Below are 16,054 nucleotides of genomic sequence, written 5' to 3' on the forward strand. Positions count from 1 at the left end.
CCTTCATCTGCCAAGCGGCAAGACAGAAAAGCGTCTTTTTAATTTCTGTATTCTAAAACCTAATCCTCATGCTGTTCCATGAACTCGGCCATCATCCGCTGTTTCACTTCCCAGACCTCTTCACTCAGATTAACACGGTAAATTTCCGGATTCAGCTTCCGCAGATACTCCGGCCAGAACTGATCCAGCTGCGCATCATGATAGCTGCGAATCTCTTCGAGCTTCGGCAGCTCATACACCAGCTCGCCATTCATGAATACCGGTTCAAGCATGGACACCGCTTCAAAATTCTTCACGTTCTTGCGCATGTAAGGATGCAGCGGATTAAACAGCTTCAGCTTACCGCTTTCCGGGGGCATCTCCTCTTCCGGGAAGCAGATGTAATCGGCGATTGCTTTGCCGCTGCCCTTGGATATGATGCGGTACACTTCCTTTTTGCCTGGCGTGGATACTTTTTCAGGGTTGCCGGAGATTTTGATGGTTGGTACCATCTTGCCGTCAACCTCCCGCTCCACCAGCTTGTAGACGCCTCCGAGCGCAGGCTGGTCGGCCGCCGTAATCAACTGAGTACCGACGCCCCAAGTATCGACCTTGGCACCCTGTGCCTTCAGATCCAGAATCGTACCTTCATCCAGATCGTTGGACGCCACGATGCCGACATAGTGAAGACCGGCCTCATCCAGCATCTTCCTCGCCTGAATCGACAGGTAAGCCAAATCCCCGCTGTCGAGACGAATGGCATTCATACGCTTCCCTTGGGCCTCCAGCTTCTTCGCCGTTACAATGGCATGGGGAATCCCGCTTTTCAACGTATCAAAGGTATCCACCAGCAGCGTCACTTGATCCGGCATAACCTCGGCAAAGATATCAAATGCCTCCTGCTCGCTCCGGAAGGTCTGCACCCAGGAATGCGCATGCGTACCTTTTGTCGGGATTCCGAACTTTTCGCCTGCCAGCATATTCGATGTCGCATGGAAACCGGCCAGATACGCAGCACGCGCGCCCCAAACCGCCGCATCCGCTTCCTGTGCACGTCTTGTGCCAAACTCCAGCAAGGTATCCCCGCTGGCAACCTGACGGATACGGGATGCTTTCGTTGCGATCAAGGTTTGAAAGTTCATGAAGTTCAAGAGTGCCGTTTCAACCAGCTGTGTTTCAAAAATGGTGCCTTCCACTCGAATGAGCGGCTCATTCGGGAATACCAGCGCCCCCTCTTTCATGGAATGAATATTCCCTTGAAAACGGAACCGGCGAAGCTCCTCCAGAAATTCAGGTTTATACTTCTCTTCCTGTTTAGCCAAATACGCTATATCATCCTCCGAGAATCGCAAGGACTCAATATAATGTACAATCCGCTCAAGACCGGCAAAAACCGCGTATCCGTTGCCGAATGGCAGCTTCCGGAAATACCCCTCAAACACCGCACGCGTATGGTGAGAGCCATTAATCCAGTGAGCGTACATCATATTGATCTGGTATTTGTCCGTATGCAGTGCTAATCCTGCTGTCAGCATCACGATCATCCTCCACTGTTCCCCGGTTCAACTCTGCTTCCGGGTGTTCAAGCTGTCTATTGATTAAGAACTTCCTCACTTCGTACTACCGATGCCCCGAGACTTCCTTGAAAGTGGGATAACGCCCACTTGTGTCCTTCCGGATTGAAGCTTGCGACGGCATCTTCATAAACCGTAATCCGATATCCGTCATTATAAGCATCCACTGCAGTATGCAGCACGCAGATGTCCGTGCAAACGCCGACGAGATCGACTTCGGTAATCCCACGTTCCCGCAGCTTCTGATTCAGATCCGTACCGCAAAATGCGCTGTATCTCGTTTTATCCATCCAGTAGACGGCATCCTTGCGTTCCTCATATACCTGCTGAAGTTCACCGTATAATTCCCGCCCACGGGTTCCCCGAATGTTATGCGGAGGAAACAGTTTGGTTTCGGGATGATAAGCGTCATTGTGCTCATGCAGGTCGACGGCCATTACAACAAAATCACCACGGTCGCTGTATAGCTTAGTCAGCTGAGCGATTGTGCTTTGAATGTTGATGGCCGGTTCGCCTACGGGCAGATTGCCATCCACGAAATCATTCGTGAAATCTATCACGATCAAGGCTTTCATCTGACACACTCCTCTACAACATGATTAATGTGATCGATAAAATAACAGCGGGTGAATCCATCCTACGTATAAATGGATAGCAGTGGTGCATGATCCGTAAATCGATACAACTGGGCAGGCCGTTGGGAGTATTGATTGGAGTTTAGCGGCTTGCCGTTCTCATCCCGGGCTTCTTCCAGTATCCCCTGCCTGCTGCGGGTCGAGGTGATTTTGCGGATAAAATTGGGCTCGTTGAACTCGGGCACAACGGTCTGGATGACCTGATATAACTCACTCAGTGTAAAATGCTCCGGTAAAAACTGCCGCGCAATCGTCGTTTGCAGCATTTGCTGCTGAATCTTGCGGTATGCATCCAACATGATATCCCTGTGGTCAAAAGCAAGCTCCAGCTCCTCCAAAGCTTCCGCAACCGTAAACAGCCCCACCTCTTCGGCATCATCGGCAGCCTGGCGGTGCTCCAGCATCCATTCCTCTACAAGCGCGTAGAATGCATGGCTAATAATCCAGCCCCTTGGATCCCGTCCCGGTGCGCTGTACACGCCCAAGTACTCCAAATGGCCGCCGTCCACCCCGGTCTCTTCTTTCAGTTCCCGTTTGGCGGCATCGTAAATAGACTCACTCTCACGGCAAAACCCGCCGGGGAGTGCCCACATACCCGCACATGGCCATGATCTGCGCCTGATCAGCATCACCTTAAGCTCACGCAGGGGCAATGTCTTGGTGAAGGTTTTTCGTTCCCGCTTCGTCAAGGTAAACATGACGATATCGGCGGGCACACCATCCGGTGTTCTGTATTTCTTGGCACTGCTCTTTGGCGTCTGTTCGCGATCCGTCATTTCCATCACCATAACTATTATTTTGATAATTTCATTATGACATATTTAAAGATGATGTCAAGGATTTCCTGACATCATCCTTTTTATAAGTTTACTATGCCCTATTCATTCCCATTCTGTGCATGATGTAACAAGAATAGAAAAGGTGCGGAACCATTCCGCACCTCGTTTCATCTATCCGCAGCTGCTTGGCGGCGTATCTTTTCCTGTTTCCACATTCACTTTTTCCGAAACGGTATCATGAATCACGGATACGACCAGCTGAAGAAGATAATTAATGTCGCTTTGACTTTGCTGGAACTCCATCACGAGCGGAATACCGTCAATCTCCTCTTGCAGTTCTTCGATCTCCCGTTCGATTTTGGCGACCATATCCTTGTTCTGGAACGTTTCAAAAGCTACGATTTCTTTTTGCTTTTTCTTAATGGTTTTAATGAGGTTTTGGACACGTTCGTGATTCTGGATCTTCTCTTCCGCTTGCTTAAACATCTGAACTTCCTCGCTAGTGGATATTAAATCCGCCAGCTCGCCGGCTTTTGCCAAAATATCGTCGCGTATAATCAATTCACGTGTATTGTAAGTTGACATACCGTATGTGTTGGTACGAACATGATCATGTGCCAAGGTTCATCGCTCCAATTCTTCATCATCTATATGGGAATATGCAGCACCGACCGGATTCAATTCGCGGCCCTATGCTGCATTTGAATGCTGCCTGCTCCTCTATTATACCGCATCCGAGGCAGGAATCGTGTCCGGGATCATATCCCCCTTGATATACCAGGTCTTCGTATCCGTAATTCGGACATTCACGAAGCTGCCTACGAGGTCCGTTGAGCCTTCGAAATGCACCAGCTTGTTCGTTCGCGTGCGTCCCGACAGCATGGAGTCATTGTTCTTGCTGACTCCTTCTACCAGCACTTCCACCGTAGATCCAAGCAGCCTGTCGTTGCTCTTGCGGCTGTACTCATTAATGGCGGCATTCAAACGCTGAAGACGCTCGCTTTTGACCTCCATCGGTACGTTATCCTCCATCACCGCCGCTGGCGTTCCTTGGCGTGGAGAATATATGAACGTGTAAGCGGAGTCGTAGCCCACCTCCCGAACCAGGGACAGCGTCTCCTCAAACTGCTCATCGGTCTCACCGGGGAATCCGACAATGATGTCGGTGGTAAACGCGACATTGGGAATCGCCTTCTTAATCTTATGGGCCAGCTCCAAATATGTCTCGCGCGTATATTTGCGGCTCATTTTTTTGAGCACTTCCGAGCTTCCCGACTGCACCGGCAGATGAATATGCTCGACTAGGTTACCACCCTTCGCCAGCACCTCAATCAGATGATCATCAAAATCCCTTGGATGGGATGTCGTGAAGCGAACACGCGGGATATCGATCTTGTGAATATCATCCATCAGATCGCCGAAACGATACTTGATATCTTCAAAATCCTTGCCGTATGCGTTCACGTTCTGACCGAGCAGCGTAATTTCCTTATACCCTTGCCGGGCTAATTCGCGAACCTCAGCAATGACATCCTCCGGACGCCGGCTGCGTTCCTTGCCGCGGGTGTAAGGGACGATGCAATATGTACAGAATTTATCACAGCCGTACATAATGTTGACCCAGCCGCGGAGACCTTCTCTCTTTTTCGGAAGATTCTCAACAATGTCGCCCTCCTTGGACCACACTTCAACCACCATTTCCTTGCTGAAGAGCGCTTCCTGAATAAGGTGAGGCAGACGATGTACGTTGTGCGTACCAAAGATCAAGTCCACGAAGCCGTGCTTTTGGAGAATTCGATTCACGACCGATTCTTCCTGCGACATACAGCCGCAAACCCCAAGCAGCATATCCGGCTTCTCCGTCTTCAAATGCTTCAGGTGACCGAGTTCGCCGAACACTTTGTCCTCCGCGTTCTCACGAATGGCACACGTATTGAGCAAAATGATGTCCGCTTGCTTCCGATCCTCGGTTGCCCGGTAGCCCATCTGCTCCAGCAGTCCCTTAATCGTCTCGGAATCATGCTCATTCATCTGACATCCGTACGTATACACGATATAATGCTTGCCAGCCCCGATGGTTCGAAACGCTTCCGGCAGCTCGGTATCATACAATACTTCGACACTCTGCTTGCCGCGCTGTTTTTCCTGTCTATGATTAGGCTCCGAAAGTATGTTAATTTCCCGGCCATTGATGCGAATTCTCTTCCCGTGTTCGTCTTCCGAGAGAACTTTGGCTCCTGAAAAATCAAAATACTTGGAGTAGTCCTTACTTTCTTTGGACATGCTAGGTCACTCCTTAGATCCACAAAATCTCTGGTTTAACATGACAAAATATCATAATTAGTACGTGTTCAAAAAGTCAGGTTTTCAGCACCGAGAAGGTTGGATGAAGCTAGGGACTGAGGAGCGGAGCGTAGGCAAAACCTACGTGAGCACCGGAAGGCCCGGCTGAATTCAATATTCGATGTCGATTAAGCTTCATGTGCTGCTTCGTGATCAAAAGATGACTTTTTGAACTACCTCTAATTAGGCACTGTTTTAAATTATATCATGATCTTATTGCCTAAGCTACCACCTTGGCGTTATTGAGGCCAAACCCTAAACAGATGATCTCTTTCTTTCAAAGAGGCTCCCCGAAACATGGAACCCTTGGGACATTTCAAAAAAGAGCCTGAGATCGAAATGAATCGACTCAGGCTCTTCCAGCTGCGAACGCTTAACAGCAGCACATGCGTGACACATACAGTATGTTCATGAAGGTTTACTGAAGCTATAGATTAATCAATAATTTCAGCAGTGTCTCCGGTTTTGGCGCCAGCAGCGTTAGCTTCATCGGTATCGATGTGCATGTCGAGCGCAAAATTGTCGGATACGCGGGCAATGACGTTCTCCAGAACAAGACCGCGTTCGCCGCCTAAGCGTACCTTCAGCAGGTCCTTGTCTTTAATCCCCCATTGATCCGCATCGGATGTATGGAAGTGAATGTGACGAGCGGCTACGATGACGCCTTCATCCACCGTTACTTCACCAGCCGGGCCTTTAATCGTGATACCCGGGGTTCCGGCGATGTTTCCGGATTCGCGCACGGGTGCTTTCACACCGATCGCAAAGGAATCCGTGCGGGAAATCTCCAGCTGGGTTGCAGGACGTGCAGGTCCCAAAATTCTTACTTTATCGAATTGTCCCTTCGTTCCAATGACCGCCACCGTTTCGTTGGCTGCGAATTGTCCTGGTTGGGACAATGGTTTGAACTCTGTAAGCTGATATCCAGGGCCGAACAATGCCTCAATATGCGCTTGGGTTAAATGAATATGGCGGGCGGATACACCCACAGGTACAGTTTTACTCATCTGTCTCACTCCTTGTTTTTCTCTATATGCTGTACATGCCATCACCTATTATACTCTCTATTACCCAAAAATAAAAAGGCAACCCGGGTGATTCAGGCCGCCTTCTTCCGTTTCTTGAGCAATCTGCAACAGGATTGTCAAAGTTATCCTCGAATCATGGTCGTTATGCGAAATTATTATGCTTGGGCTGACAATGAAGGCAAATTCTGCTCTAGAAAATGGAGGGCACCCTCCGACATCCAGCCCTTTACCATCGATTCCGGATAATGTTTAAGCAGCAGCTCTTGAAAAACCGGATACCGGCCCGGATGCTCGAGTCCGGCGACCCATTGATCAATCCCGTCGAAATCCGAACCAAACATGATGTGCTTCTCACCGCCCAGCTCACAAATTTTCTCGATGTGCGACAATACGTCCTCCGGCTTCACGCGATCTACTCCGCTGCGGATAAACCAGGGCACAAACGTGATGCCGATCATTCCGTTCAGCGCGATTAATGCCCGTATCTGTTCATCATTCAAATTCCGGGGATGCTGGCAGACGGAGAACGCATTGGAATGCGAGGCTATGATGGGGCGCTTGGTTAGCTCCGCGAGCTCCCAGAAGCCAGCTTGGGACAGATGGGACACATCCAGAATGATGCCTATCGAATGGCATAGCTCTACCAGCTGACGCCCCCGTTCCGTGAATCCCCCATTTCGCTGCTCCAATGCTCCATCTGCAGCCCAGTTCGCATAATTCCAGGTAACCCCCATAAAACGCACGCCCAGCTCAAACAAAAGCTGGACATAATACAAATTCCCCTCCAGCCCGTCAGCGCCTTCCAGCGACAGAACGCCGAACCGTCCCTGCTGCCCTTGTCTGATCTCTTGAAGTTGTTCCTGCCAGAGCAGGGGCTTAAGATGACCCGGTTTGACGATGCGGCTGCGATAAGTATCGATTTGTGCCAGCACCCGTTCAAAGGACGGTCTCCCCCAGTTCTCCGATAAAAAAACAGCAAACACCTGAAGGGCCAGATCCCCCTCCTCCATGCGCTGTTTCGTTACATCCAATTGCGGGTCATCCACAAAGGAGGCTTGTGGATCTTCCCACATTTTGCTCAAAACGTCACAGTGAAAATCAACCGTCCGCATCGCGCCGTTCATCTCCTTTCTAAACTTGCCACAGCAAAAAGCCTGTTTACACCACGGAGAGTAAACAGGCTAATACCTCAACATTCGAAATTTATCTAGGTTCTACGATCAATTTAATTGCCGTCCGGTCTTCGCCATCAATCACAATATCCGTAAAAGCAGGGATGCAAATCAAATCCACCCCGCTCGGTGCTACAAATCCCCGGGCAATCGCTACCGCTTTAATGGCCTGGTTCAGTGCTCCCGCCCCAATCGCTTGCAGTTCCGCTCCGCCCCGCTCCCTAAGAACTCCAGCGAGCGCCCCTGCAACTGAATTAGGATTGGATTTTGCTGAAACTTTTAATACTTCCATGGTAAGTACCTCCCCTGGGAATGTTGAGTGATGGTTTGCTTCCGCTTACTAGATGTTATTCGTGAGAGGGGAAAAAATTCCTGCTTTTTACCATCCGTTCCTAATTTAATTAAACGGATTCCGCCTTTTTTAATCCATCCGCCATTCGTCTTCGTACATGCGGATTTTCTGTATTTTCCGGGCTCTTCCCGTTTCCTCATCCATATCCACGCATACGGCATGGAACTGCCATTTGCCTTCGTCGACCTGGAAACGAGCAGGAAGCTGGGTTTTGAACTTATACATCACCGCATCGCGCTGCATGCCAAGGATGCCTTCCTTGGAGCCCACCATGCCGGTATCCGTAATGTATGCTGTTCCTCCCGGCAGTATGGTATCATCATTGCTTTGCACGTGGGTGTGCGTTCCGACCACCATCGAGGCGCGGCCTTCCAGATGCCATCCCATGGCAATCTTCTCCGAGGTGGCTTCGGCATGGAAGTCCACCAGAATGCACTTCGTCTTCTGGCGCAGCTCATCCACAATGTCATCGGCGGCGCGAAATGGGCAATCGATCGCTGGCAGGAATGTTCGTCCCTGTAAATTCACGATCGCCAGCTGTTTGCCGTTCGCTTTGATGATCGTGTATCCGCGGCCCGGGGTGCCGGGCGGAAAGTTTGCCGGACGTATCATGCGAGGCTCATCATCGATAAACTCAAAAATATCCTTATTATCCCACGTGTGGTTTCCCAAGGTGATGCCATGAATGCCCCAATTGAAAAATTCATTGGCGATGGCCGAGGTAATGCCGCGTCCTGAAGCTGCATTCTCCCCATTAGCAATAATGATGTTAGGATTATATTTGGACTTCAGCTCCGGAAGGGAAGCCTTCAGAGCTTTACGTCCTGTGCTGCCGACAATGTCTCCGATGAATAATACTTTGATGTCAATCACTCCTTCAGGGATGCTTGTCCTGATTCCCGGCAGGACCGTTCCCGATTCATAAATATCCGAAACTGTATTTTCGGATTTCTTAAAGATAAAAAGTGGCCGGATTGCGGCCACTTTTTAAGGTCCAAACTCTATTTCGCGTAATCCACCGCTCGGGTTTCCCGGATAACGGTGACTTTGATATGACCCGGATAATCCAGCTCATTCTCAATCGTTTTGGTAATGTCGCGTGCCAAGCGGAATGCTTCGGCATCATCGATTTTCTCAGGCTGTACCATGACACGAACTTCACGTCCCGCTTGAATGGCATAGGATTTCTCAACGCCTTCAAAGGATTCGGAAATTTCTTCGAGCTTCTCAAGACGACGGATATACGTCTCAAGCGTCTCTCTGCGCGCTCCCGGTCTGGCAGCGGACAATGCGTCGGCTGCGCCCACCAGCATGGCAATAACCGAAGTTGCTTCACAATCACCGTGATGAGAGGCAATGCTGTTGATAACCACCGGATGTTCCTTATACTTCTTCGCCAGCTCCACGCCGATTTCAACGTGCGATCCTTCCACTTCATGATCCAGCGCTTTACCGATGTCATGCAACAGTCCTGCCCGTTTCGCAAGCACGATGTCTTCGCCCAATTCGCCGGCCATCAGGCCAGTCAAATAGGCCACTTCCATGGAGTGTTTCAACACATTTTGTCCATAGCTCGTACGGAATTTCAGTCGACCCAGAATTTTGATCAAATCTGGATGCAAACCATGAACGCCAACCTCGAAAGTGGCTTGTTCTCCATACTCGCGAATGCGTTCGTCCACTTCCTTGCGGGATTTCTCCACCATTTCTTCGATACGAGCCGGATGAATCCGTCCGTCCGCCACGAGCTTTTCCAAAGCTGTACGGGCAATTTCACGGCGAATCGGATCAAAACCGGAGAGAATAACAGCTTCCGGAGTATCATCGATAATAAGGTCAATCCCTGTAAGGGTCTCAAGCGCACGAATATTCCGGCCTTCACGTCCGATAATCCGGCCCTTCATTTCTTCATTCGGCAAGGTGACAACAGATACCGTGGTCTCAGCTACGTGATCAGCCGCACAGCGTTGAATAGCCAGCGTGATGATCTCGCGTGATTTCTTATCTGCCTCTTCCTTCGCCTGCTGCTCGATTTCTTTAATCATCTGAGCGGTTTCATGACGAACTTCCTGCTCAACATTACTGAGAATAATGCTGCGGGCATCCTCCATCGTCAAGTTGGAGATGCGCTCCAGTTCTGTCGTTTGTTTCTTGTAAATGGCATCGATTTGCTGCTGGGTTTCCTCTATTCGTTTCTCTTTGTTCGCCACTTGTTCTTCTTTACGTTCCAAAGATTCTATTTTTTTATCCAGCGACTCTTCCTTTTGCAACAATCTGCGCTCCTGCCGTTGAATTTCATTCCGGCGCTCGCGAGTGTCTTTTTCAGCTTCGGCTCTGATTTTATGAACTTCATCTTTTGCTTCGAGAACCGTTTCTTTCTTCAATGCTTCTGCTTCCTTCTTCGCACTTTCGACGATCTGCAAAGCGGCATGCTCGGCACTGGAAATTTTAGCTTCTGCAAGGGATTTGCGAATAAAATAACCGAACCCAAAGAATATAGCGGCTACAACGAGAACGATTATGATCCACCAAATTGGATGCATCTGATCACCTCCTCGTTGGTTCCTCCAAGGCATTCCTTGGGAAATTGTTCAATTGTCAGGTTACTCATTCATACATAAAATTTTCCGGCAGTGGAAGCTGCCGTCCATACTGCGCACGCCATATCACGTACGCAAATTCCGCCTTAACCAGCGGAATACATTTCACTATGAATTGGCGATTTAAGAATCTTTCACAAAGTAGTCACTTTTTTGGAAGGAAAAAGGATTCTAATTTATGATAAAAAGATTCATATTTATTTTAGTATTTATAAAAAGATATTGTCAAGGGAAAGCAATGGGTAAACGTCAGTTTCATCCAATGAAACCATTTCTTTCACGAAAAAGTAGCCAAATTGCCCTTTATTCGAAATCTTCCAGCTCGTCGTCCCACTCGCCCTTTTCCTGATCCTCATCAGCCAGACGTTTGAGTACCTGACGCACCTGATCCCCGCCGAAGCCCCTACGCATTAAATATGCTCCCGTTTTACGTTTGCGATCCAGTATCTCCCCATGAGTTTGCTGCCATTTTTTCCGTCCTACGGCGAGCGCGCTCTCCAATTCGGCATCTGCACTGATCTCGCCCAATGCCTCGGTGATCAGCTCCGTGCCGATTCCCTTTTGCCTCAGCTCCTGTTTGACCCACAGCCGTCCCTTCTTATGGCTCGTCATGCGCTGCTCCGTCCACATCTTGGCGTATAACGCGTCATCAATCAGCTTGTCCTTCTCCAGGCGCTCCAGCGTTGTCTCTACGCTGCTCGGCTCGAAACCTTTTTGCTGCAGACGCTGGGTGATCTCCTTGGCTGTTCTTGGTTTCCTGGCCAGATGATTCAGCGCCTCTACGTAAGCCCGCTGTCGCTCATCGGACACGATAATTTCTTCCAGCTCTTCCTTGCGAAAAACATTTCCCTTGAACATCCGGTATTTCAGCATCACATCTTCATGAACAGTCATGAGGTACGGACCAAACGCGATTTGGTATCGGTGTTTGGGCTTTTTCAGCATTTCCACTGACGTTACAACCAAATCCTCGTGATCCGGAAAATGCCCAATACCTGATGATTCTGCCTGCTCCGACATTTCTCTATTCTCTTTTTCCATATGTCGCTCCTCTCACTACCGCACCATTCTGAATATAACCAAGACTGCATCTCAAGTCAGAATTAAATGCAAAGAAGACCGTCTGGCGTTACAAACACCGGACGGTCCTCAACACTGTCATCGTTAACCAGCAAATTATTACTCTACTTTAAACAACTCTTGCTCTTCTATTTCCTCTTGTTCCTTATCCTTCTCAGAAGGCTCAGGAACAGCCGTGGTCAGATTGCTCGCTTCACGGATTTTGTTCTCGATAACACTAGCAATCTCCGGATTCTCCTTCAAGAATTGCTTCGCATTCTCACGTCCTTGGCCAAGACGGTCACCTGCATAAGAATACCATGCACCGCTCTTATCCACGATATCCAGATCCGTACCGATATCGATCAGGCTTCCCTCTCTAGAGATGCCTTCGCCGTACATAATATCAAGCTCAGCCTGTTTGAAAGGTGGAGCTACCTTGTTCTTAACAACCTTAATCCGTGTGCGGTTACCCACCACATCGTTGCCCATCTTAATGCTCTCAATTCGACGCACGTCCAAACGAACAGTGGAATAGAACTTCAGAGCACGTCCGCCAGGCGTCGTCTCAGGGTTACCAAACATAACGCCAACCTTCTCACGAAGCTGGTTGATAAAGATGGCAATCGTTTTCGATTTGTTAATAGCACCCGACAATTTACGAAGAGCCTGAGACATCAGACGAGCTTGCAGACCCACGTGGGAATCGCCCATGTCGCCTTCAATCTCGGCTTTCGGTACAAGCGCGGCAACTGAGTCAATAACGATGACATCGACGGCACCACTCCGTACCAGAGCTTCAGCAATTTCCAGCGCCTGCTCACCCGTGTCCGGTTGGGAGAGCAGCAATTCATCGATATTAACGCCCAGTTTGTTTGCATACGATGGATCCAGAGCATGCTCGGCATCGATAAATGCAGCCTGTCCACCAGCCTTCTGAACTTCCGCAATAGCATGGAGGGCTACTGTTGTTTTACCGGAGGATTCCGGTCCGTACACTTCAATAATCCGGCCTCTAGGCAAGCCGCCGGTTCCTAAAGCTATATCCAATGCCAATGATCCGCTCGGCACAATCTCTACTTGCATGTGGGTGGATTCACCCAGTTTCATGATGGAACCTTTTCCGAACTGTTTCTCTATCTGACGAAGCGCCATTTCCAGCGCAGCACGACGATCTGACAATTGTTCCACAACCCTTCACTGTTGATAGTCATATCATACCTTGTTTTGACACGTTTGCCAAGCTTTTTTTCGAACATACATTCGTTTTTTTTTATTCAGCTCCCCTTCCCGTATATGCTCCATGCCTTATGTATAAACAACAAGAACCGTGGCAACATCATTCGATATGCCACGGTTCTTCCGTATTTCCCATTATACTTGGAACCGTTCGTTAATTCAAGAAGAGGTACCAAGCAAGGTGTAAATTATTTACTTTTCTTGAAAAGCGGGTTTCTCTATTCAGCAATACTAAACCTGTTTGGAGGCAACAAGACGCTGCCAGAGCCGGTAGAGCAGCGCCTTCGTTGCACGGAGCCGGATCGTCTCACGGTTCCCCTGGAGGTGCAGCTCGTGCACTTCCGTTTCTTTTCCCCGTTGTGACAATCCGATGTAAACAAGACCTATAGGCTTGCGTTCAGCGTACCCTGGACCTGCCACACCCGTTACCGATAAACCAAAGTCGCTGTCGGTCACCATTCGGACATGATCCGCAAGCGCTTCAGCAACCTCCGCACTGACGGCTCCCGGCGCATCATCCCCCTCAAGCAGCGCATGCGGGATATGAACAAGCTTCTCCTTGATCTGATTGGTATAACAGATGATCCCGCCAAGGAACATCGATGCGCTGCCGGGGATGGAGGTCAGCGTCTCCGCTACAAGGCCTCCCGTGCAGCTCTCCGCGGCGCTCAGCGTCCAGTTATGATCCGCCATCATATCCACGATAACCTTCTCTATGGGCACATCCTCATTAGCATACATAAATTCAGGGCCTCTCTCCTGGATCCGGGCTTCCAGTTCATTCAGCCGGACCATCGCCTCAGCCTCGCTGGCGGCCTTCGTGGAGATTCGGACGGTGACCTCCCCTTCCTTGGCATACAAGGCGATCGTCGGATCGGTCTGGGCCGTAATCAGGTCTTCCAGGCGCTTATCAAGCGCGGACTCCCCGATGCCTGCGAATTTGAGCATCTTCGAATAGATGGGAAGCTCTCCCGTAAGCACATGCTGCAGAAGCCAAGGCTTGGCCTCCTGCTCAAACATCGGCATCAGTTCTTTCGGCGGTCCCGGCAACACAATATAATGAGTGCCTTCATACGATACCGCGTTCCCGACGGCGAGGCCTGTTTCATTCGGAAGCGGTGTCCCTCCCTCAATGGCCAGGGCCTGGCGCCGATTGTTCTCGGTCATAACGGACCCCCGTTCATGGAAGAAACGTTCAATCCGGTCCATCGCCATCCGATCAATATGCAATGAACGATTCAGAAAGGATGCGAGCGCATCCTTCGTCAGGTCATCTTGTGTGGGGCCTAGGCCGCCGGACAGAAGCACGATATCAGCTCTGCCGCTGGACAGCCGCAAGGCCTCCTTGAGCCGCTCCAGGTTATCCCCGACAACGGTTTGATAGTATACATCGATTCCCATTGAAGCAAGCTGTCTGGACAAATACTGTGCATTGGTATTCACAATCTGTCCAAGCAAAAGTTCGGTTCCAACTGCAATGATTTCTGCTTTCATGATTCGTCGATCCTCCTGTATCTTCTATATCTTCTATCTCTTCACCAGTACTCGCCTTCACTATGTTCTTACCCTGCGGAAGAAAAAAGCAATAGGATAGCTCCTATTGCCGTTATGCCCCGGTACCTTTGAGCAGGTGCCTGTTCTGGACAAAATATTCGATTCCCGAATAGATCGTAATCATCGCGGCAGCCCAGATTGCAATGACATCAAACGGAATTCCCAAGAATACAAACGGGAAATTATTGATCAAAAGCGCGACAATCGCCACGATCTGAATCACCGTCTTGATTTTTCCTGATTGACCTGCTGCAACGACGGAACCTTCCAGGAGCGCAATTTGTCTCAATCCAGTAACCGCGAATTCTCTGCTAATGATGACAACAGCAATCCAGGATTCGCATTTCCCCATCTCCACAAGCGATATGAGGATCGCTGCCACCAGCAGTTTGTCCGCGAGCGGATCCAGAAGTTTACCCAGGTTCGTCACCATATTGTTTTTCCGGGCCAAATACCCGTCAATCCCGTCCGTGCTTGCAGCAAGTATGAATATCAATGCCGCAACCAATTGGTTGTAAGGAAGGACAAAATCATTCCACACAATAGGGGCCGGATAAAAATCAAAATCCACCAGCAGAAAAATCATCATGACAGGGATCAAGCAAATGCGGGCCAACGTGATACGATTGGGTAAATTCATGGGGCAACCTCCCTTGCAACGGGTTGTCTTGAAATTTTCGCAGACCCCGCGACTGTTATCCGACTGTAATTCAATAGGGTCGCTCTTCCCAAGAGCCTAAAGGGTTCGAAGCGTGAAGCGCTGTCTGTCATATTCATCCCCCAGTAATCTATGTATACGTTAATCCTTATATATCGTTTTTTAGTATAATATTTCCGTTGACACCCTGTCAAAAGAAACGAACCTGTCCATCCAATCCTATATGAGCCGTACGGCGGCGTTTATTTAAAATTGGTGAACTGCAGGTCCAGCGAAAGATCCGCTTTGCGAAGCAGCTGCATGATTTGTTGGAGATCATCCTTGTTTTTTCCGGTTACCCGAATTTGGTCACCTTGAATCTGACTCTTGACCTTCAGCTTGGAATCACGGATCAATATATTGATCTTTTTCGAATTTTCCTGATCGATCCCTTGCTTTAAGGTCAAACGCTGGCGGACGGTGCCCATGGAAGCCGGCTCGATCTTGCCGTACTCCACATTTTTCAGCGACAAGCCCCGTTTCACCATCTTCGTTTGCAAAATATCAATAACGGCGTTGAGTTTATACTCGTCATCGGATGCAATGACCAGCGCGTCCTTGTCCAGCTTCAAGCTGCTCTTGCTGCCCTTGAAGTCAAAACGGTTCTCGATCTCCCGCTCCGCCTGATTAACTGCATTGCTAAGTTCCTGCATATCCATTTTGGATACGATATCAAATGAATTTTCTGAAGCCATGGTGAATCCTTCCTTTCATTTGGCGATAATGCTTCTATTATAGGTAAAACCATGAGCCAAGTCTAATCCTGTACCCGATCAGCAGATGAATGTGGAACGAAAAAGACTCCGCTTATCGCAAACATCCTGCGAAAACGAAGCCTGTTCCGTCAACTGCTAGCTTTCTCATCATGCACCGGACGGCGGAACATGCTAAGTATACCGAGCAAAATATGTGCCAGTCCAAAGCCTAATATGCCATATCCCCAGTCACTTGGAATCAAGTAATAGCCCAAGAGGCTGACGATAACGCCTAATCCGAATATAATCCAGTTGACCGTCACGAAAGCATCACCTCTTCCAGGAAGT

General features: G+C 49.3%; 16 protein-coding genes. All 16 read right to left on the reverse strand.

Annotation, left to right across the window (positions count from 1 at the left end; translation table 11 throughout):
• Window positions 1-59: 59 nt before the first annotated feature.
• Entirely contained in the window at window positions 60-1,514 is a 1,455-nt protein-coding gene (locus tag PAEVO_RS13445) for a nicotinate phosphoribosyltransferase (protein WP_100538004.1), read from the reverse strand.
• A gap of 56 nt (window positions 1,515-1,570) precedes the next feature.
• Entirely contained in the window at window positions 1,571-2,128 is a 558-nt protein-coding gene (locus tag PAEVO_RS13450; RefSeq protein ID WP_100538005.1) for a cysteine hydrolase family protein, read from the reverse strand.
• A gap of 62 nt (window positions 2,129-2,190) precedes the next feature.
• Entirely contained in the window at window positions 2,191-2,976 is a 786-nt protein-coding gene (locus PAEVO_RS13455) for an NUDIX hydrolase (protein WP_100538006.1), read from the reverse strand.
• A gap of 162 nt (window positions 2,977-3,138) precedes the next feature.
• The gene (locus PAEVO_RS13460) at window positions 3,139-3,588 is read right to left on the reverse strand and encodes a YlbF/YmcA family competence regulator (protein WP_009590459.1); all 450 of its coding nucleotides are present in this window, start codon (window positions 3,586-3,588) and stop codon (window positions 3,139-3,141) included.
• 102 nt (window positions 3,589-3,690) lie between these two features.
• Window positions 3,691-5,250: a tRNA (N6-isopentenyl adenosine(37)-C2)-methylthiotransferase MiaB gene (gene miaB / locus PAEVO_RS13465; protein WP_100538007.1), complete on the reverse strand. Its 1,560-nt coding sequence runs from the start codon at window positions 5,248-5,250 to the stop codon at window positions 3,691-3,693.
• Between the two features lie 494 nt (window positions 5,251-5,744).
• Window positions 5,745-6,317 carry a phosphate propanoyltransferase gene (pduL, locus tag PAEVO_RS13470; RefSeq protein ID WP_100538008.1) on the reverse strand — a complete coding sequence of 191 codons (573 nt, stop codon included), beginning with the start codon at window positions 6,315-6,317 and terminating at the stop codon, window positions 5,745-5,747.
• Between the two features lie 176 nt (window positions 6,318-6,493).
• The gene (locus PAEVO_RS13475; protein WP_100538009.1) at window positions 6,494-7,450 is read right to left on the reverse strand and encodes a dipeptidase; all 957 of its coding nucleotides are present in this window, start codon (window positions 7,448-7,450) and stop codon (window positions 6,494-6,496) included.
• 91 nt (window positions 7,451-7,541) lie between these two features.
• Window positions 7,542-7,802, reverse strand: a complete 261-nt coding sequence (locus PAEVO_RS13480) for a stage V sporulation protein S (protein ID WP_006211249.1) — start codon at window positions 7,800-7,802, stop codon at window positions 7,542-7,544.
• A gap of 129 nt (window positions 7,803-7,931) precedes the next feature.
• Entirely contained in the window at window positions 7,932-8,735 is an 804-nt protein-coding gene (locus tag PAEVO_RS13485) for a TIGR00282 family metallophosphoesterase (RefSeq protein ID WP_100539449.1), read from the reverse strand.
• Between the two features lie 128 nt (window positions 8,736-8,863).
• Complete coding sequence (gene rny, locus PAEVO_RS13490; RefSeq protein WP_096774480.1) at window positions 8,864-10,405, reverse strand: ribonuclease Y; 1,542 nt, start codon at window positions 10,403-10,405, stop codon at window positions 8,864-8,866.
• A gap of 360 nt (window positions 10,406-10,765) precedes the next feature.
• Entirely contained in the window at window positions 10,766-11,503 is a 738-nt protein-coding gene (locus PAEVO_RS13495) for a regulatory protein RecX (RefSeq protein ID WP_100538010.1), read from the reverse strand.
• Between the two features lie 138 nt (window positions 11,504-11,641).
• Complete coding sequence (gene recA, locus PAEVO_RS13500; protein ID WP_100538011.1) at window positions 11,642-12,703, reverse strand: recombinase RecA; 1,062 nt, start codon at window positions 12,701-12,703, stop codon at window positions 11,642-11,644.
• 288 nt (window positions 12,704-12,991) lie between these two features.
• Window positions 12,992-14,254, reverse strand: a complete 1,263-nt coding sequence (locus PAEVO_RS13505; RefSeq protein ID WP_100538012.1) for a competence/damage-inducible protein A — start codon at window positions 14,252-14,254, stop codon at window positions 12,992-12,994.
• Between the two features lie 112 nt (window positions 14,255-14,366).
• The gene (gene pgsA, locus PAEVO_RS13510) at window positions 14,367-14,954 is read right to left on the reverse strand and encodes a CDP-diacylglycerol--glycerol-3-phosphate 3-phosphatidyltransferase (protein ID WP_100538013.1); all 588 of its coding nucleotides are present in this window, start codon (window positions 14,952-14,954) and stop codon (window positions 14,367-14,369) included.
• Window positions 14,955-15,214: 260 nt separating this feature from the next.
• Window positions 15,215-15,706 (reverse strand): YajQ family cyclic di-GMP-binding protein, encoded by a 492-nt coding sequence (locus tag PAEVO_RS13515; RefSeq protein ID WP_100538014.1) that lies wholly within the window; start codon window positions 15,704-15,706, stop codon window positions 15,215-15,217.
• Between the two features lie 149 nt (window positions 15,707-15,855).
• Complete coding sequence (locus tag PAEVO_RS33795) at window positions 15,856-16,029, reverse strand: DUF4175 domain-containing protein (protein ID WP_146746999.1); 174 nt, start codon at window positions 16,027-16,029, stop codon at window positions 15,856-15,858.
• Window positions 16,030-16,054: the final 25 nt, after the last annotated feature.

This window comes from Paenibacillus sp. GM2FR, from assembly GCF_002803325.1.
Taxonomy (GTDB): domain Bacteria; phylum Bacillota; class Bacilli; order Paenibacillales; family Paenibacillaceae; genus Paenibacillus_AQ; species Paenibacillus_AQ lautus.